The following is a 17482-nucleotide window of genomic DNA, read 5'->3' on the forward strand; positions in this document are numbered from 1 at the left end:
ATTTTGTTTCTTATGCCCGTCAAAAGTACAATAAATTCAACCTATTATGGCCCTGGTAGACCCACTAGACCCCAATGCAGACCCTGAAACCGCCCAACTGGCAACCTTCTTTAATGAAACCCTGGGGTTCTGCCCCAACTCTGTGCTGACCATGCAGCGCAGGCCGGCCATATCGAAGGCCTTTATCAACCTGAACAAAGCTGTAATGGCCAACGAGGGAAGGGTAACCTCAGCCCTGAAACGTATGATTGCCTGGGTAAGCAGCAACGCAACGGGGTGCCGGTATTGCCAGGCACACGCCATCCGGGCCGCCGAGAGATACGGGGCCGAGGCAGAACAACTGGATAACATTTGGGAATACAGAACCCACCCGGCGTTCTCAGAAGCCGAAAGGGCAGCCCTGGATTTTTCCCTGGCGGCTTCCCAGGTACCCAACGCCGTGGATGAGCAGATCAAAGCCCGGCTGTATCAACACTGGGACGAAGGGGAAATTGTGGAAATGCTTGGGGTGATATCCCTTTTCGGGTACCTGAACCGCTGGAACGACTCCATGGGGACCCACATAGAAGCAGGTGCCGTGGAAAGCGGGGAAAAATACCTCGGCAAATACGGGTGGGAAAAAGGTAAACACAGCGGCTAAGAGCCTATAACAACCATCTCATGGCCTCCAGGGTCAGCATCCCCCAGAACGTCCCGGTAGCCATGCTAAGGATGGCCAGCAGGACGGCATGCGGCATCCATTCCCGCCTGTAGGCAGCCGTTACTGCCGGGGCTGTGGCAATGCCGCCCACATTAGCCATACTGGCAATGGGAACCCAGGCTACGTGCAGGCGCAACAGGCGAGCAACTCCCAGCATCACCAGGAAGTGGCTCACCAGCCAGACCGAAAGAAAAACCAGGAACCCAGCTTCAAACCGAAGGGATTCCAGCCGAAGGCGGAAACCCAAGATAGCCATGACGCAGAGGATGGCCACACCCCCCACGCGGAGGGCAAAGCCCCTGTCCCATCCTTTAACAAAGTGCCCCAAAAGGAACCCGGCTACGGAGAGGGCCACCACCTGCAGGGCAAACCGGTCCGACAGGACCTGGGCAGCCAGGATAATGCCCGCCGCCATCAGGAAGGTGAGTACCTGGTTGGCCGAGGCACCTTCCTCCTCTTCTATTTCCGGGGGAGGGGCCGAATCGGAAATCCGCAGCCACCGGTTGAGGACATCACTACGGCGGATCCCCTGGAACATAAGGATGGTCCACAGGTTCACCAAAAGGGCATCGAGGACCAGGACCGACAAAAAGACCGCTTCCGGGCATCCCGAGAGTTCTTTGAGCACCAGCTGGCTGGTACTCCCGCCTATCCAGCTGCCGACTACAGGCGGGACCCCCAACCAGTACTCCGGATCTGAAAATAGCCGGGCCTGGGGAGCGAACAGCGCCATAGCCCCCAGGACCAAAATGGGAAAAAGGGCAATCCAGGCAGAGCCCGAAAAAAAGAGGGCCACCGGCCGCCATCCTACTACCCTGAGCTTCCCCACCGACAGGCTGCCCATTACCATGACGATGGCCAGGGGGATAAAAACCTTCCGGCTCCAATCGTGGATCCCGTCTTGTGAAAAGTCCCAACCCATGAAACCGCAAAGGACTGCAGGCAGGAGATAGGCAAGCAAAATGGCAGGAATCCAGTTAAATACCCGCCTGAGCCAGGGTTGGGGCAGGCGCTCCAACCACATGACCACCAGCACGGTAAGCAGGAAAACAACCCAGGGGATCATGGTTGGTCGCCCGGGGCTTCAATACCCAGGTGCAGGATGCGCGCGCCGTTTTCCGCCGCAGGGTTCGTGGAGCGACCAATCACCACCCCGGCCTGGGGGGCAGTATACCGGCGAATCTCCCGGCCGAAGGGGTCGCGTAAGACAGCAATAGGTTCGCCCTGGGTAAGTCGCTCCCCCAGAGGGGCCAGGACTTCCAGCATCCCACCCTGGTCGGTATAGATCCAATACGAGCGGATGCAAACAATGGGTTGGGGTGCCTCCTCCAAAACGCCTGGGAGCATATCCAGGATGCGCATCGCCTGCAAGAGGCCTGCCGCACCCCTCCGGATCATGTCCGGCTGAAAGACCTGCGGGTCCCCGAGTTCCACAGTAAATCCCGGGATGCCGCGGGCCGCTGCCGCAGCCCGGAAAGTCCCGCCCGTTTGGGTCCCCGCAGATGCCTCCTTACTGTTGAGGACAATATCGGCGCCAAAGGACACAGCGACCCGGGCCAGCGTGTCATGTGCCAGGTCGGCGCGCAGATACAGGGTGTTTTCCCGCCCGAAACTCGCCGTGTGCAGGTCCGCCAGATAATCCAGGTGGGGCAGCAAAGCAGTGGTCAGGGTATAGGCCGTTTGCTGGGACCGGTTCCCGTTTCCCTTACCCGGGAAAGCCCTGTTGAGGTCCGTCCCGTCCGGGTGCTCTCTCTGGTGACGGGCAATACCCCCGGGGTTCATCCCCGGGACCGCGAGTACCGTACCCGAAAGGTTTTTCGGGTCCAGGGTTGCAGCCAGTTCCTGTATCACCCGGATGCCATTGAGTTCATTCCCATGGGTGGCGGCCACAACCCCCAATACCGGGCCGGGTTTTACTCCACGAACCAGGATAACAGGCACGCTTTCGGGCCTGCCCTGGGTGTCCTGCCCAATCCGCAACCAGTAATGGGAAATAGTGCCCGGCAAGGCATGGGCCATGGGAACACTGTCTACCAGGGGGGTCGCTTCAGACTGGGGCCGGGCTACCGGTGCCAGGCTCAGGCAGGCCAATAGCAAAAGGAATGGGGTTTTCATCTGCGATAGGTTCTGTACCCCAGCAAAATACACCAATTTTAAATGTAAAAAACAGGATGGTAAAAACGGGGGGCTAGGCCCCTGCCAGGACCACCACCAACTCGCCTTTGGGGGCACGCCCTTTAAAGTGTTTTAAGACTTCTTCCAGGCTTCCCCGTATGGTTTCCTCATAGAGTTTGGTGAGTTCCCGGCTCACGGAAACCTGGCGCTCCGGGCCAAACACTTCGATAAAGTGCTCCAGGGTCTTGAGGAGTTTGTGCGGGGATTCATAGAACACCATGGTCCTGGTTTCCCCTGCCAGTTGATCCAGGCGGGTTTTCCGGCCTTTTTTGACCGGGAGGAACCCTTCAAAGACAAAACGGTCCGAAGGCAGACCACTGTTGACAAGGGCCGGGATAAGGGCCGTTGCCCCGGGAAGGCACTCCACGGCCACCCCGCTTTTAAGGCACTCGCGCACCAGCAAAAACCCGGGGTCTGAAATGCCGGGCGTCCCGGCATCGGAGATAAGGGCCAGGGTGGCCCCCGCAGCCAACTCCCCCACCACCTGGTCTACCACCTTATGTTCGTTGTGCATGTGGAAGGAGCGCATGGGGGTCCCCACCTGGTAGTGCTTGAGCAGTTTCCCGCTGGTTCGGGTGTCCTCGGCCAGGATTACGTCGGCTTCCCGAAGCACTTCCAGGGCTCGGAGGGTGATGTCCGAAAGGTTTCCGATAGGGGTGGGTACCAGGTAGAGTTTTCCTCGCTCCATAGGCTAAAAAATAAGGCCGATCCCGGTAAGGGAAATCGGCCTCCTCATTCTTATAAGGTGAAGGCTCAGGAGAAACGGCGCTCAATAAGCTCCATAAACCGCTGCTGATAGGCTTCCTTGCCTTCCCAGTTGTATTTTGGTTTGACCTGCTTTTCGATGTAGGCTACGGACTGCTCCAGGGAGTCCATCCCGTTGAGGTCGCCCACCACCTCACCGAAGGCATCTGCCTGCTCATCGAAGAGGTGTTTTACAAATGCCAGGCGGTCGTTCAGGCCCACGGTGAGCTCCCGGGTCGTAAGGGTGTCGTTTAGCGATTTTGCCGTAGCGCCCTTCACTGCCGGCTCCACCTTGGGGGCCGCAACGTCCCGCTGGCTCTTGATGAACTCCGTGTTCCCGATAAGCCGGCTCAGCACTTCCTCGAGCTCCTCCCCCCCGGGCATTTCAGAAACCATGTGTTTGATGGTATCGATCCCCGGCACGATAATATCCTCTTCGTGGGGGTTCGATTCCGGCACCTGTTTGTTTTCCCTCAGCACAGCGGTGGCCATATGCTCAAATTTGGAGGCCACAACACTCTTGGTCACATCCAGTTCCACGTCGTTGAGTTTCTCTTCAATGAACGTCAGCACTGTTAATTTCTCATACAGCAGGCGGGCCCGATGGTGCAAATCCGGCAGCTCTGTCAACCCCTTACCGGATAGGATGTCCTGGGACAGCTTAACCAGTTCCTCTTTCAACTTCTGTTTCATGGCATTTTTGGATGAACCCTCGGGAGAAGGCTTGGTTTTTTAATACTTTTACAAGGCCGTATACCGATAACGGGAATCGGCCTTACTTTCGTCTAAATTTACAAAATGTTTCTCGAAAACACTGTTAACCACGAAGAACAGTTCGGATGGATCGAAGTGATCTGCGGGTCCATGTTTTCGGGAAAAACCGAAGAGCTGATCCGCCGCTTGCGCCGGGCGCAGTTTGCCCGGCAGAAGGTAGAGATCTTCAAGCCCATGGTAGACACCCGCTACCACGAGGAAATGGTGGTGTCGCACGACGAAAACGAGATTCGCTCCACCCCGGTTCCCGCAGCTGCCAATATCCGGCTCCTGGCAGACGACTGCCACGTGGTGGGAATAGACGAGGCCCAGTTTTTCGACGACGAGATCGTAACGGTCTGCAACGACCTGGCCAACAGGGGTATCCGGGTGGTGGTTGCCGGCCTCGACATGGATTTCAAGGGCAATCCCTTCGGGCCCATGCCTGCCCTGATGGCCACAGCCGAGTACGTCACCAAGGTACACGCCATCTGCACACGTACGGGCAACCTGGCCCATTACAGCTTTCGGAAATCCCGGAACGAGCGCCTGGTACTCCTGGGAGAGACAGACCAATACGAACCCCTCAGCCGGGCAGCTTTCTACAAGGCGCAACTCACGGATAAAATCAGGGACCTGGAGGTAGACGGGGCCGAAATCATCCCTCCCAAAAAAGCGAAAGATGCCTGAAAGCCGGGGTACGGTACTGGAAATACATCTCGGCGCACTGGCACACAACTACCGGGAACTCCGCGCCCGCATCCGTCCGGAAACCCGCTTTCTTGGCGTGGTCAAAGCCTACGGGTACGGGAGCGATGCTGCGGCTATTGCCCGCAAACTGGAAGCCCTGGGGGCCGACTACCTGGGGGTGGCCTTTACGGACGAAGGGGTCTATCTCCGGCAACAGGGAATCCGCCTTCCCATCCTGGTACTGCACCCGCAACCCGGGGACCTGGGCACCCTGATTCCACACTGCCTGGAGCCCAGCCTCTACAGCCCGCGTATCCTGGAGCGCTTCCTGCAAGTGGCAGCTGCTTCGGGGCAGGAAGACTACCCGGTGCACCTGAAGTTCAACACCGGCCTGAACCGTTTGGGTTTCAAGGCCGAAGACCTGCCAGCCCTGGCCGAGACCCTGCGCGGGTCCCGTAACCTGATAGTCCGTTCTGTATTTTCCCACCTGGCCGCCTCGGACGACCCCGGGGAGGCCGACTTTACACGGGGGCAGATTCAGGCGTTCGAAGAGATCGTTTCAGCGGTGCGGTCGGAAGTGCCGGGGGCCCCGTTCTTCCACCTGCTCAATACCTCGGGGGTGCTGAATTACCCGGAGTCGCAATGGGATATGGTGCGGTGCGGTATTGGCCTTTACGGCTATTCCAACGACCCGAAAACCGATGCCCGTCTCAGGCCGGTGGCCCGTCTGTTAACCCGTATTTCGCAAATCCACGACGTGGCACCCGGGGAATGGGTGGGGTACAACAAAGGGTTCCAGGCCGGAGAGGCCCGAAGGACCGCCACCCTGCCGATAGGCCATGCAGACGGTATCGGCCGGATCTATGGCCAGGGAGCCGGTCAGGTCCTGATAGGTGGAAAAACCGCCCCGATTCTGGGCAATGTCTGTATGGATATGACCATGGTGGATGTTACCGGGATCTCCTGCAGGGAGGGGGATGAAGTAGAATTCTTCGGGGATGTCCGTTCCGCAGAGGCGTTTGCTGCCGGGGCAGGGACCATCTCCTATGAACTGCTCTCCGGCTTGTCCCGCAGGGTACCCCGGGAGATTATCCCCGAATAGGCATAGACAAGATTCAGGCTTTTTTCCTACATTGGGGGTTAATAACCATTAAACGCTAAAACCAATGCTTAAAGAATTCAAGAACTTTATCATGACCGGCAATGTTATTGACCTTGCCGTTGCCGTAATCCTGGCCGGCGCTGTTGGCCTTGTGGTGAACGGTTTTGTCAACGACATCATGATGCCCATCGTGGGCTATTTTGCCGGAGGAATGGATTTTGCCGATATGAAACTTGTCCTTTCCGAGGCTGTGGTAGCTGCAGACGGGACTGTGGAAACCCCGGAAAGTGCCGTCCGTTATGGCGCCTGGATCAATTCCCTGATCAACCTTGTCATTGTGGGCTTTGTCCTGTTTATGATTGTCAAGTCGTACAACAAGGTGCGCAAGAAAGAAGAACCGGCCCCGGAACCGCCCAAGGGCCCTACCCAGGAGGAATTGCTCGCAGAAATCCGCGACCTGCTGAAGAAGTAAAAATTCGCCCGGCTAGTGGTCCGGGAACCGCTACACCACTACGTTTAACCCTAAAACCGTCCTGGCCCAACCAGGGCGGTTCTTTTTTAGTGTTTGTTATAAATATTACAATTTGTTGAATTTATAAGTATTGTTGCCTTTCGGCTTGTCCGAAACCCGGGGCGGGCTTACCTTTACCCCCTTAAATTACACCTATGAAAGTTGCCGTGGTAGGTGCCACCGGGATGGTAGGCGCCGTAATGTTAAGAGTCCTTGAGGAACGCGATTTCCCTATGGACGAGCTATTGTTGGTCGCTTCCGAACGCTCTGTGGGCAAAACCCTTCCGTTCCGCGGGGAGGAGATTGCAGTGATTGGCCTGGAGGAGGCAGTATCCCGCCGTCCGGACATCGCCATTTTTTCGGCGGGGGGCGACACCTCCCTGGAATGGGCGCCGAAATTCGCCGCTGTCGGTACCACGGTTATCGATAATTCATCGGCCTGGCGGATGGACCCTGACAAAAAGCTCGTGGTCCCGGAGATTAACGCCCACACCCTGGGCAGGGACGACAAAATCATCGCCAACCCCAATTGCTCTACCATCCAGCTGGTGATGGTCCTGGCACCCCTGCACCGGAAATACCAGATGAAGCGGGTAGTGGTCTCCACCTATCAATCCGTTTCAGGCACAGGGGTTAAGGCGGTCCGGCAACTGGACAATGAAATTGCCGGGGTAGAAGGCGAGCGTGCCTACCCCCACCCCATTAACCGCAATGCCCTGCCCCATTGCGACGTATTCCTGGAAAACGGCTACACCAAGGAGGAAATGAAACTGGCCCGTGAGCCCCAGAAAATCCTGGACGACCGCACCTTTTCGGTTACCGCAACCGCGGTGCGCATCCCCACTTCAGGGGGGCACTCGGAATCGGTCAATATCGAATTCCACAACGATTTCGACCTGGCAGAAGTCCGGGACATCCTGGCAGGGACACCGGGGGTTGTCCTGCAGGACAACCCTTCGGAAAACCTGTACCCCATGCCGGTAACGGCCCATGACCGGGACGAGGTCTTTGTAGGGCGTATCCGCCGGGACGAAACGCAACGCAATTCCCTGAACCTGTGGATCGTGGCAGATAACCTCCGCAAGGGAGCGGCCACCAACGCCATCCAGATCGCGGAATACCTGCTGGCCCAGAACCTGGTCTGAGTTTCCCAATCCAATCCATGAGCAGCCGCCGGACATCCGGCGGCTGTTTTTGTCGTATTTTTGACGGACTAAAATGTCCGAATCATGAAGCGCCTTTTTCTTCTGGCCGGCCCGGCACTGATCCTGTCGGCCTGTATGAATCAAAATTCCCAACCCATGGATATTGCCTACCCCGAAACGGCTAAAGTAGATACTGCAGACACCTATTTCGGTCAGGAGGTTCCCGACCCCTACCGCTGGCTCGAAGACGACCGCAGCCCGGAAACCGAGGCCTGGGTACGCAGCCAGAACGCCGTTACCTTTGGGTTTCTGGACCGAATCCCCTACCGGGAGGACCTTCGCAAAAGGCTGGAAACCCTTTGGAATTACGAAAAGTTGGGCACCCCGTTTAAAGAGGGTGGTTACACATATTTCTATAAAAACGACGGGCTGCAGAACCAGTATGTGCTCTATCGGAAAGCCTCTGAGGACAGCCCGGAGGAGGTATTCCTGGACCCGAACACCTTTTCGGAGGATGGCACGACGTCCCTGGCGGGCCTGAGCTTCACCAAAGACGGGAGCATGGTGGCCTATTCCATTTCCGAAGGGGGGAGCGACTGGCGTAAGATTATTGTGATGGATGCCGGGAGCCGCGAAATTGTGGAAGACACCCTGGTAGATGTAAAATTCAGCGGCATTTCCTGGAAAGGAAACGAAGGCTTCTATTACTCCAGCTACGACAAACCCAAAGGCAGCGAACTCTCTGCCAAAACCGACCAGCATAAGGTGTATTTCCACCGCTTGGGGCTGCCCCAGGCCCAGGACCAGTTGGTCTATGGCGGAACGGAATCGGAAAAGCACCGTTATGTAGGGGCCCGGGTTACCGAAGACCAGCAGTACCTGGTCCTGTCTGCCTCCAACACCACCTCGGGCAACAAACTCCTGCTGATGGACCTCAATGCCCCGGAAAAAGGCTTTGTCCCCATTGTAGACCATGAGGAATCCGACAGTTATATCATAGACAATGTGGGATCCAAACTCTACATCGTCACCAACATGGATGCCCCGAACCAAAAAATCGTAACGGCTGATGCCTCACAACCGGAGCCTGAGCACTGGGTGGACTTTATCCCGGAAACCGAGCACGTGCTGAGCCCGGGCACCGGGGGCGGATACTTTTTTGCCGAATACATGGTAGATGCCATCTCCAAGGTCTTGCAGTACGATTACGACGGCAACCTGGTCCGCGAGGTACCCCTGCCGGGCGTGGGCAGTGCTAACGGCTTCGGGGGCAAGAAAGAAGAGAAGGAATTTTACTTCTATTTCACGAACTACAGCACCCCAGGCTCCTCCTATAAATACAACGTGGAAACCGGGCAGTACGAGCTGTACTGGAAACCGGAGATCGATTTCGATGCGGAAGCCTATGTCTCCGAACAGGTCTTCTATACCTCTAAAGACGGGACCCGCATCCCCATGATCATCACCTATAAAAAAGGGGTAGAGCGCAATGGCAAAAACCCCACCATCCTTTACGGGTACGGGGGCTTTAACGTGAGTCTCACCCCGAGTTTCAGCACCTCCAACGCCGTGTGGCTGGAGCAGGGCGGCATCTATGCCGTCCCGAATATCCGGGGCGGGGGCGAATACGGGAAGAAATGGCACGACGCCGGCACCCAGATGCAAAAACAAAACGTCTTCGACGATTTCATCGCTGCAGCAGAATACCTGATTGAACAGGGGTACACCTCTTCCGAGTACCTGGCCATCCGCGGCGGATCCAACGGCGGGCTGCTGGTGGGCGCGGTAATGACGCAGCGGCCGGACCTGATGCGGGTAGCCCTGCCGGCTGTAGGGGTCCTGGATATGCTGCGCTACCACACCTTTACTGCTGGGGCCGGATGGTCCTACGACTACGGCACCTCTGAAGACAGCCCGGAAATGTTCGAATACCTGAAGGGGTATTCCCCCCTGCACAATCTGAAGGAAGGGACGGCCTACCCCGCCACCCTGGTGACCACTGCGGACCATGACGACCGCGTCGTACCGGCCCACAGTTTTAAGTTTGCCGCCACCCTGCAGGAAAAACACGGTGGAGACAGCCCGGTGCTGATCCGAATTGAAACCAATGCGGGCCACGGGGCGGGAACCCCAATTAGCAAGACCATTGAACAGTATGCGGATCTCTTTGGGTTCACTTTTTACAATATGGGATTCGAACAACTCCCGAACCCGGCAGCGCTGAAGGAATTTAAAGACTGATCCCCCCAAATCCGTTTCAGCAGAGACCGATTTTATATCCTATGCTACAGGTAGACCAGGTTTCATTCGGTTACGACAATGCCCCGGTCCTGGAGGACATACAGTTCCATCTGGAGGCAGGGGAGCACCTGGCCGTGATGGGCGAAAGCGGATGCGGGAAAAGTACGCTTCTGAAACTCATCCATGGGGAACTCCCATTTGAACAGGGCAGCATCCGCTGGAAAGACCACGCCATCCTGGGGCCCGCCTTCAACCTGCTCCCCGGGGCCCCTTTTATGAAGTACCTGGCGCAGGATTTCGACCTGATGCCCTTTCTGAGTGTCTCAGAGAACATCCGAAAACACCTCAGCCTGAATGAGCCGGAGGCATCAGACCGGCGTGCGGAAGAACTTCTGGAGGTCATGGACCTGGCTCCTTACCGGGACCGGCAGGTCCGGTTCCTGAGCGGGGGCGAACAACAACGGGTAGCCCTGGCCCGGGTCCTGGCACAGAAACCGGAGCTGCTTTTGCTGGACGAGCCCTTCAGCCACATGGACCACTTCCGTAAAAACCAGATGCGGCAAGACCTCTTTGGCTGGCTCCGGAAGGAAGGCATTAGTTGCATTTGCGCCTCCCACGATTACAATGATGTGCTGCCCTTTGCCGACCGGATCATGGTCCTCAAGGCCGGGAAGATACTGGACCTGAGGCCTGCCCAGGAGATGTTCCAGCAGCCGGCAAGGCACTATACTGCTTCCCTGTTGGGCGATGCCAACCTCATCCCGGTACAGGTACTGAAATCCTACGCGACTACCACCCATCGGATCGTGGTCTATGCCCACGAACTCAAGGTCTCTGAAAAATCCGGATTTGGAGCAGAAGTCCTCCAGTCCTATTTCCTGGGCACGCATTTTCGGATCCAGGGGCGGTTAGAGGATGGTGGCAGTGACGTCTATTTCTACCATAGCGCCCCCCTGAAGGCCGGTAAGAAGGTGTTCCTGAACGTATCCCTGGAAACCATCAACAAGCGCCTGCCAATCTGACCTGCTACCCCAGCAGGAGCGAACAGAGCCAAACGCCGGTAGCAGCCGTAAGCCCAATGAGCATGGTGCCGCTGCCAAAAAGCCGGTACCCCGTTTTCACATCCATCCCGCTCATTTGGGTCACCACCCAGAAAAAACTGTCGTTTGCATGGGAAAATACCGAAGACCCGGCACCTAGGGCTACTACAGCCAGGGCCTTTCCGGTATCGGTATCCAGGCCCAGGGCGGGCATCAGGGGCAGCAGGATGGAAGCAGCTGTGATCAGGGCCACTGTAGAGGATCCCTGGGCGGTTTTCAGCGCGGCAGCCAACAGGAAGGGGAGCCAGATTCCCAGTTCGTACTGTGCCAGGCTCTGGCCCAGGGTCTCGGCAATGCCCGAGCGTTGCAAGACCGTGCCGAAAATACCGCCGGCACCGGTTATGAGGAGGATGGAAGCCGCACTCATAATGGCCTTCCCGACCCAGCCTCCTGAGGAGAGCATTTCCGAAGACAAACGGGCCGGAAGCAACAAGGAGAGCATCATCCCGATGAGCAGGGCAATTACCGGCTCCCCGAGAAAATCGACCAGTGCGATTATCCCTGTAATCTCGGTATCCCGGACCAGGGCAGATTTCAATACGATCAGCAGGATAGGGACCACAATGGGCAGGACGGATTTCAAAAACCCCGGAGGGCGGTGTGCCGGATGGGATGAAGGTACTTCAGCAGCCTCCTTTCCTGCATCCAGGGGGGTGCGCTGGGCGTACCTGCTGGCAAACAAAACCCCTGCTATCAGGGCGAGGAGGCTTATCGGGAAAGCGTAGAGGATTACCAGGCCCAGGTCTGCCCCCAGGATGCCGGCAGCCGCTATGGGCCCGGGGGTGGGCGGAACCAGGGTGTGGGAAACCATAAGGCCCAGGCCCAGGGCAATAGCTGCCCCTGCCAAACTGATGCCTGCCTTGCGGCTCAGACTTTTGGCAAGGGGATCGAGCAACATAAACCCGCTGTCGCAGAACACGGGGATGGAGACCACATACCCCAGGACTCCCATGGCCAGAGGGATGCGACGGCTTCCAATCCAGCGCAGCACCGTGGAGGCCAGGGTCCGTGCCCCACCACTGTGCTCCAGGAAGGCCCCTATGATCACCCCAAGGACAATTATGAGCCCGATTTTACCCAGGGTACCTCCAAACCCCTCATTTACAGCCAGGATAAGCGCCCGGGGCTCCATCCCCGATAGGATCCCATAGCAAAGGGAAACCCCCAACAGGGCAAGGAAAGGGTGCAACCGGAGTTTGGTGGTCAGGACGATGATTACGACAACGGCCAGGAGGAGGTACAGGAGTTCCATAGGGGTCGGGGTTGAGTCAGTAGTGCCCCTGTAATATCCGGAATTTGACGGGTTATGCCAAACCTCAGGCCTCTTCCAGGGCCAGTGCGGCGAGTTGTGTGCCCACTTCGCTGCCTATGGCAACCCCCATGCCCCCAAGCCGGACGCCGCAGCTTACACGGGCCGAGAGCCTACTGATGATGGGGCGCTTCTGGGGCCCCACCCCCATGATGCCGCTCCAGCGGCGCTCCACAATGGGGTTCTGGTCCGGGAGGATTACGGTTTCGAGGAGTTCCTCCAGGCGCTGCTGGATCAGCGTCGTCTGCCCGAAATTGGTGGTGGTTTCCCCTTCCTTGTCCAGGTTCCGCCCCCCGCCAAAGAGGACGCGATCTCCTACATTGCGGAAGTAATAATACCCCGCATCCAGGTGGAAACACCCGCGAATTTTCAGGTTGGGCATGGGGCGGGTAATCAGGACCTGTGCCCGAGCAGGCTTCAGTTCGAGGGAGGCCATTTCCCCTGCAAAGCCATTGGTGGCCAACAGGAGCTGGCGGGTCTGGAAGGAAAACCCGGGGGTTTGCACCTGTACCGCGTTCCCGGCATCCTCAAAAGCCAAAACCTCCAGGCCGCTCAGAACCTCTACTCCTTCTCGTCTGAGGAGGGACAGGAGGGCCTTCATGGTCTTCCCGGTATCGATCTGGCCCTCGTGGGGCTGGAGCACGAGCTGCGGCATGATCCCGGCCATACCAAAGGAATTGGGCCGGGTTTCGAAGGCATCTGCCCCGAAAACGGGCTTTAGCAGGGTATTAATCCGGGACATCTGGTCCAGGGCGGCTTCCTGCTGGGCCTTCCCGCCCTCTGGAAATACTTCATAGCCCCCCAGCTGCTGATACCCCAGGGCCGCATCCCCAAGTCGTTCCCGCAACAGGCGGATACCCCGGTAGCGCTGGGCCACAAGGGTAGCTACTTCGTCTTCGGAATGGGATTGGAGGTCCTCCAGAATCTCGGTAAGGCTGCCGAAACAGGCAAATCCGGCATTTTTGGTGCTCGCACCCTGGGGCAGGACCCCCCGCTCCAGGACCAGGACGCGGGCGCCGGGATCCTTCCTTTTGAGCTCCAGGGCACAAGAGAGGCCCGTTATCCCGCTGCCCACCACACAGTAGTCGACATCGGAAAACCAGGATGCGTATTCCCAGTGGCTGAGCTCCATAAAGGGTGAAATACAGGCTAGGCTTCGGCCTCGGGCTTCAGCTCAAAGTCCTCCATAAACTTGGTGGTATAGTTCCCCGCGAGATAGTCCGGGTGCTCCATGAGCTGCCGGTGGAAGGGGATGGTGGTCTTGATCCCCTCAATAACGAACTCGTCCAGGGCCCGCTTCATCTTGTTGATGGCCTCCTCCCGGGTCTGGGCCGTAGTGATGAGCTTGGCAATCATGGAGTCGTAGTTGGGGGGGATCACATATCCGCTGTAGACATGCGTATCGAGCCGCACCCCATGACCCCCTGGTGTATGCAGGGTGGTGATCCTTCCCGGGGAGGGACGGAAATCGTTATACGGGTCCTCGGCGTTAATACGGCACTCGATGGAATGCAGGTTAGGCGTATAGTTCTTCCCGGAAATAGGGACGCCTCCGGCTACAAGGATTTGTTCGCGGATCAGGTCGTAGTCTATCACCTGTTCGGTAATCGGGTGTTCTACCTGTATCCGGGTGTTCATCTCCATAAAGTAGAAATTCCGGTGCTTGTCCACCAGGAATTCCACAGTCCCTGCACCCTCGTACTTGATGTACTCCGCCGCCTTTACCGCAGCCTTGCCCATTTCATCCCGGAGCTTGTCCGTCATAAAGGGGGAAGGCGTTTCCTCGGTGAGTTTCTGGTGGCGTCGCTGGATGGAACAATCGCGCTCGGAAAGGTGACAAGCCTTCCCGAACTGGTCTCCGATAACCTGGATTTCGATATGGCGGGGTTCCTCGATAAGCTTTTCCATATACATCCCCCCGTTGCCAAAAGCGGCCTCGGCTTCCTTGACCGCACTCTCGAAATTCCTGGCCAGATCTTCCTCTTTCCAGATGGCGCGCATACCCTTTCCGCCACCTCCCGCAGTTGCCTTAATCATGACCGGGTACCCCATTTTCTTGGCCACTTTCCGGGCGTGGTCCAGGTCTTTGAGCAGGCCATCGGAGCCGGGGATGGTGGGAACGCCTGCTTCCTTCATGGTAGCTTTGGCCGTGGCCTTGTCCCCCATACGCTCAATCTGGTCGCCAGTAGCCCCGATGAACTTGATGTCGTGTTCGGCACAGATCCTGGAGAACTTCGCGTTCTCGGAGAGAAAACCGTACCCCGGGTGGATGGCATCCGCATTGGTGATTTCCGCGGCAGCGATAATGTTGGGGATCTTCAGGTAGGATTGGTTGCTGGGCGCCGGTCCGATACATACGGCTTCGTCTGCAAAACGCACGTGCAGGCTTTCCTCGTCTGCCTTGGAGTAAACGGCAACGGTCTTGATGCCCATCTCCTTACAGGTCCTAATGATGCGCAAAGCGATTTCGCCCCGGTTGGCGATCAGTATTTTCTTGAACATGATGCGTGTCTTGGCTGTTGTGATACAATCTATTCCCGAAGGGACGGGTCCCGCAGGCGCGAAGCCTAGGACGGGTCGATCAGGAAAAGGGGCTGGTCGAATTCCACCGGTGAAGAGTCCTCTACCAGGACTTTTACCACCTTGCCGGAAACTTCGGATTCGATGTCGTTAAAGAGCTTCATGGCCTCTATAACACAAAGTACGTCTCCCTTGGCGATGGTGTCCCCAACTTCCACGAAAGAAGGTTTGTCCGGGGCGGGCTTGCGGTAGAAGGTCCCGATAATGGGAGACTTGATGGTGATGTACTTGGAATCTTCCTCCTCTTTTTTGGGAGCAGCCGCTTCCGGGGCCGGGGCGGCAGGCGCCTGGGGCATGGGTGCGGCGGCAGGCATCCCCTGCGCCACGGGAACGTGCTGGACGATGGTGGTCTCGCCTTCCCTGCCTGTACCTCCCGTGCGGATAGTGATCTTGAGGTCCTCCGTTTCCAGCTTCACTTCGCTGGCTCCGGACTTGGCCACGAATTTGATCAGGCTCTGAATTTCTTTAATATCCATGGGTCTCGCTTTAGTTTGATGTTGTCAGTTAAGAATCATAGGCCCAGGTGAGGTAAATGGCTCCCCAGGTAAACCCACCGCCAAATGCGGCAAAAACAAGTTTATCTCCTTTCTTGAGTTGTTTCTCATAATCGTGGAGGAGCAGTGGCAAGGTAGCCGAAGTGGTATTGCCGTACTGCTCAATATTCATCATTACTTTGGAATGTTCCAGCCCCATACGGTTTGCTGTGGCGTCGATAATCCGCTTGTTGGCCTGGTGGGGGACCAGCCAGTTCACATCGTCGTGGTCCAGGTTATTGCGCTCCATGATCTTGGCGGCCACATCGGCCATGTTGCTCACGGCAAACTTGAAAACGGATTTCCCGTCCTGGTACACGAAGTGCTTCTTATCCCGTACCGTTTCCTCGGAAGCGGGCAGGATGCTGCCCCCGGCTTCAATTTTCAGGAATTCGCGGCCTTTTCCGTCGGAGCGCAGGTACTCGTCCTGCAGGCCATACCCCTCCTCGGAGGGCTCAAAAAGCACGGCGCCGGCACCGTCCCCGAAAATAATACAGGTGGTCCGGTCTTTATAGTCGATTATGGAAGACATCTTGTCTGCCCCAATGAGCAATACCTTTTTGTACCGGCCGGATTCGATATACCGGGCGGCCGAAGACATGCCATAGAGGAAGTTGGAACAGGCCGCCTGCATGTCGTAGGCAAAGGCATTGACCGCACCAATCTCGGCAGCCACATAGACGGCGGTTGAAGCAACCGGCATGTCAGGAGTGGCCGTTCCCACCAAAACCAGGTCGATTTCCGCGGGGTCCAGGTTGCGCTTGCGCAGCAGGTCTTCCGCCGCCTTGATAGCGAGGTAGGAGGTCCCCTTCCCCTCGTCTTTAAGGATGCGGCGCTCCTTGATGCCGGTGCGCGTGGTTATCCATTCGTCCGTGGTATCTACCATGGTTTCCAGAATGGAATTGGTCAGTTTGTAGTCCGGAACATATGCCCCTACAGCGGTAATCGCTGCCGTAATACTACTCATTACGTCGTTCGTTTTGGTGCAGAAACCTGCAAAAAGGCCTCAAAATTGGTGAAAATTAAGGATTATTTGGCACATTCTTCCCAAAAATCCCAGGCCTGCTGGAAACAGGCCATAAAAAAACTCCCACAACAGCGGCGGGAGTTTGGTTCGGTGTGCGTCGGGTTAGACCGCGGCCTCTCCGGTCTTGTCGACCAGGACCTGGCCCCTGTAGTACAGTTTCCCCTCGTGCCAATGCGCCCTGTGGAACAGGTGCACTTCCCCGGTTGCGGGATCCTTGGCAAGCGTGGGGGCAGCAGCCTTATAATGCGTGCGCCGCTTGTCCCTGCGCGTCTTGGAGGTTTTGCGTTTAGGATGTGCCATGCTCTATTGTTTTTTGTCCGTTAGTAAATTTCGTAAGGCGTCCCATCGGGGATCCGTTGTGTCCGTTTCTGATTCTCCGGCTTTGGGCTGCAGCTGTTGGAGCCGCTCGAGGACATCGCTTTTCAGCGATCCGTCGGCTACCCCGGGGTGGATGCGCCTAGAAGGGACGGCCAGCACCAGCATCTCATAGATATACTGGGCAATGTTCAGCTGGTGTTCCCCGTGGGGGAGTACCAGTACCTCGTCGTTCTCATCGTTATAGGCTTCCCCAAACTTCACGACAAGGTCCAAAGAACCGGCTACCGGCTGGTCGAAAGGCTCGTTGGTGAGGTCGCAGGCTACATTTACAGTGCCCTTTGCGCTCATTTCGAGCTCCAGCATGGTGTTCATCTTATCCAGGACAACGGCCACTTCAAGGTTGGCCCCGTTGAATTCCTCATACCCGAAAACCTCAAAGAACGCAGCATCAATATGATATTCAAACTGATGCTTCCCCAGCTTCAAACCTGAAAAAGGAATATCAAAATCCTTAATCTTCATCCTTCAATCCTTTCGCTTAGGGCCCGCAAAGA

The 17482-nt window shown here is 57.0% G+C and carries 18 protein-coding genes; 7 read left to right on the forward strand and 11 right to left on the reverse strand.

Going from position 1 to position 17482, the window contains the following annotated elements; translation table 11 throughout:
* Positions 1-46: 46 nt before the first annotated feature.
* Positions 47-640: a carboxymuconolactone decarboxylase family protein gene (locus CA832_RS02020; protein WP_088339887.1), complete on the forward strand. Its 594-nt coding sequence runs from the start codon at positions 47-49 to the stop codon at positions 638-640.
* 4 nt (positions 641-644) lie between these two features.
* Here CA832_RS02020 and CA832_RS02025 read toward each other — a convergent pair whose 3' ends face one another.
* The 4 genes from CA832_RS02025 to CA832_RS02040 form a co-directional block, all read right to left on the reverse strand.
* Positions 645-1766 carry a DUF819 family protein gene (locus tag CA832_RS02025; RefSeq protein ID WP_088339888.1) on the reverse strand — a complete coding sequence of 374 codons (1122 nt, stop codon included), beginning with the start codon at positions 1764-1766 and terminating at the stop codon, positions 645-647.
* Entirely contained in the window at positions 1763-2815 is a 1053-nt protein-coding gene (locus CA832_RS02030) for a succinylglutamate desuccinylase/aspartoacylase family protein (protein ID WP_143542321.1), read from the reverse strand. Before CA832_RS02030 ends, CA832_RS02025 begins: the two co-directional genes overlap by 4 nt.
* 73 nt (positions 2816-2888) lie before the next feature.
* Positions 2889-3563, reverse strand: coding sequence for a 16S rRNA (cytidine(1402)-2'-O)-methyltransferase (gene rsmI, locus CA832_RS02035; protein ID WP_088339890.1), 675 nt, complete (start codon positions 3561-3563; stop codon positions 2889-2891).
* Between the two features lie 65 nt (positions 3564-3628).
* Positions 3629-4312, reverse strand: a complete 684-nt coding sequence (locus tag CA832_RS02040) for a hypothetical protein (protein ID WP_088339891.1) — start codon at positions 4310-4312, stop codon at positions 3629-3631.
* A gap of 105 nt (positions 4313-4417) precedes the next feature.
* Here CA832_RS02040 and CA832_RS02045 point away from each other — a divergent pair, with 105 nt between their 5' ends.
* The 6 genes from CA832_RS02045 to CA832_RS02070 all read left to right on the forward strand — a co-directional run bounded on the left by CA832_RS02045 (position 4418) and on the right by CA832_RS02070 (position 11083).
* Complete coding sequence (locus CA832_RS02045) at positions 4418-5062, forward strand: thymidine kinase (RefSeq protein WP_088339892.1); 645 nt, start codon at positions 4418-4420, stop codon at positions 5060-5062.
* Entirely contained in the window at positions 5055-6164 is a 1110-nt protein-coding gene (gene alr, locus CA832_RS02050; RefSeq protein ID WP_088339893.1) for an alanine racemase, read from the forward strand. The genes CA832_RS02045 and alr overlap by 8 nt, the downstream gene beginning before the upstream one ends.
* Before the next feature lie 64 nt (positions 6165-6228).
* Positions 6229-6636 (forward strand): large conductance mechanosensitive channel protein MscL, encoded by a 408-nt coding sequence (mscL, locus tag CA832_RS02055; RefSeq protein WP_088339894.1) that lies wholly within the window; start codon positions 6229-6231, stop codon positions 6634-6636.
* Positions 6637-6830: 194 nt separating this feature from the next.
* On the forward strand, positions 6831-7820 hold the full coding sequence (locus CA832_RS02060; protein ID WP_088339895.1) for an aspartate-semialdehyde dehydrogenase: 990 nt from the start codon (positions 6831-6833) through the stop codon (positions 7818-7820).
* Between the two features lie 84 nt (positions 7821-7904).
* On the forward strand, positions 7905-10061 hold the full coding sequence (locus CA832_RS02065) for a prolyl oligopeptidase family serine peptidase (RefSeq protein WP_088339896.1): 2157 nt from the start codon (positions 7905-7907) through the stop codon (positions 10059-10061).
* 41 nt (positions 10062-10102) lie between these two features.
* On the forward strand, positions 10103-11083 hold the full coding sequence (locus CA832_RS02070) for an ABC transporter ATP-binding protein (protein ID WP_088339897.1): 981 nt from the start codon (positions 10103-10105) through the stop codon (positions 11081-11083).
* 4 nt (positions 11084-11087) lie between these two features.
* Here CA832_RS02070 and CA832_RS02075 read toward each other — a convergent pair whose 3' ends face one another.
* The 7 genes from CA832_RS02075 to CA832_RS02105 all read right to left on the reverse strand — a co-directional run bounded on the left by CA832_RS02075 (position 11088) and on the right by CA832_RS02105 (position 17450).
* Positions 11088-12413 carry a GntP family permease gene (locus CA832_RS02075; protein WP_088339898.1) on the reverse strand — a complete coding sequence of 442 codons (1326 nt, stop codon included), beginning with the start codon at positions 12411-12413 and terminating at the stop codon, positions 11088-11090.
* Between the two features lie 64 nt (positions 12414-12477).
* Positions 12478-13602, reverse strand: coding sequence for an NAD(P)/FAD-dependent oxidoreductase (locus CA832_RS02080; protein WP_088339899.1), 1125 nt, complete (start codon positions 13600-13602; stop codon positions 12478-12480).
* Between the two features lie 17 nt (positions 13603-13619).
* Complete coding sequence (gene accC / locus CA832_RS02085; protein WP_088339900.1) at positions 13620-14972, reverse strand: acetyl-CoA carboxylase biotin carboxylase subunit; 1353 nt, start codon at positions 14970-14972, stop codon at positions 13620-13622.
* A 65-nt stretch (positions 14973-15037) separates the two neighbouring features.
* On the reverse strand, positions 15038-15526 hold the full coding sequence (gene accB, locus CA832_RS02090) for an acetyl-CoA carboxylase biotin carboxyl carrier protein (RefSeq protein WP_088339901.1): 489 nt from the start codon (positions 15524-15526) through the stop codon (positions 15038-15040).
* Positions 15527-15554: 28 nt separating this feature from the next.
* Entirely contained in the window at positions 15555-16550 is a 996-nt protein-coding gene (locus tag CA832_RS02095) for a beta-ketoacyl-ACP synthase III (RefSeq protein WP_088339902.1), read from the reverse strand.
* Positions 16551-16712: 162 nt separating this feature from the next.
* Positions 16713-16910 carry a 50S ribosomal protein L32 gene (gene rpmF / locus CA832_RS02100; RefSeq protein WP_088339903.1) on the reverse strand — a complete coding sequence of 66 codons (198 nt, stop codon included), beginning with the start codon at positions 16908-16910 and terminating at the stop codon, positions 16713-16715.
* A gap of 3 nt (positions 16911-16913) precedes the next feature.
* Positions 16914-17450, reverse strand: coding sequence for a YceD family protein (locus tag CA832_RS02105; protein ID WP_088339904.1), 537 nt, complete (start codon positions 17448-17450; stop codon positions 16914-16916).
* Positions 17451-17482 lie beyond the last annotated feature (32 nt).

Source organism: Robiginitalea sediminis, assembly GCF_002198115.1.
Taxonomy (GTDB): Bacteria; Bacteroidota; Bacteroidia; order Flavobacteriales; family Flavobacteriaceae; genus Robiginitalea; species Robiginitalea sediminis.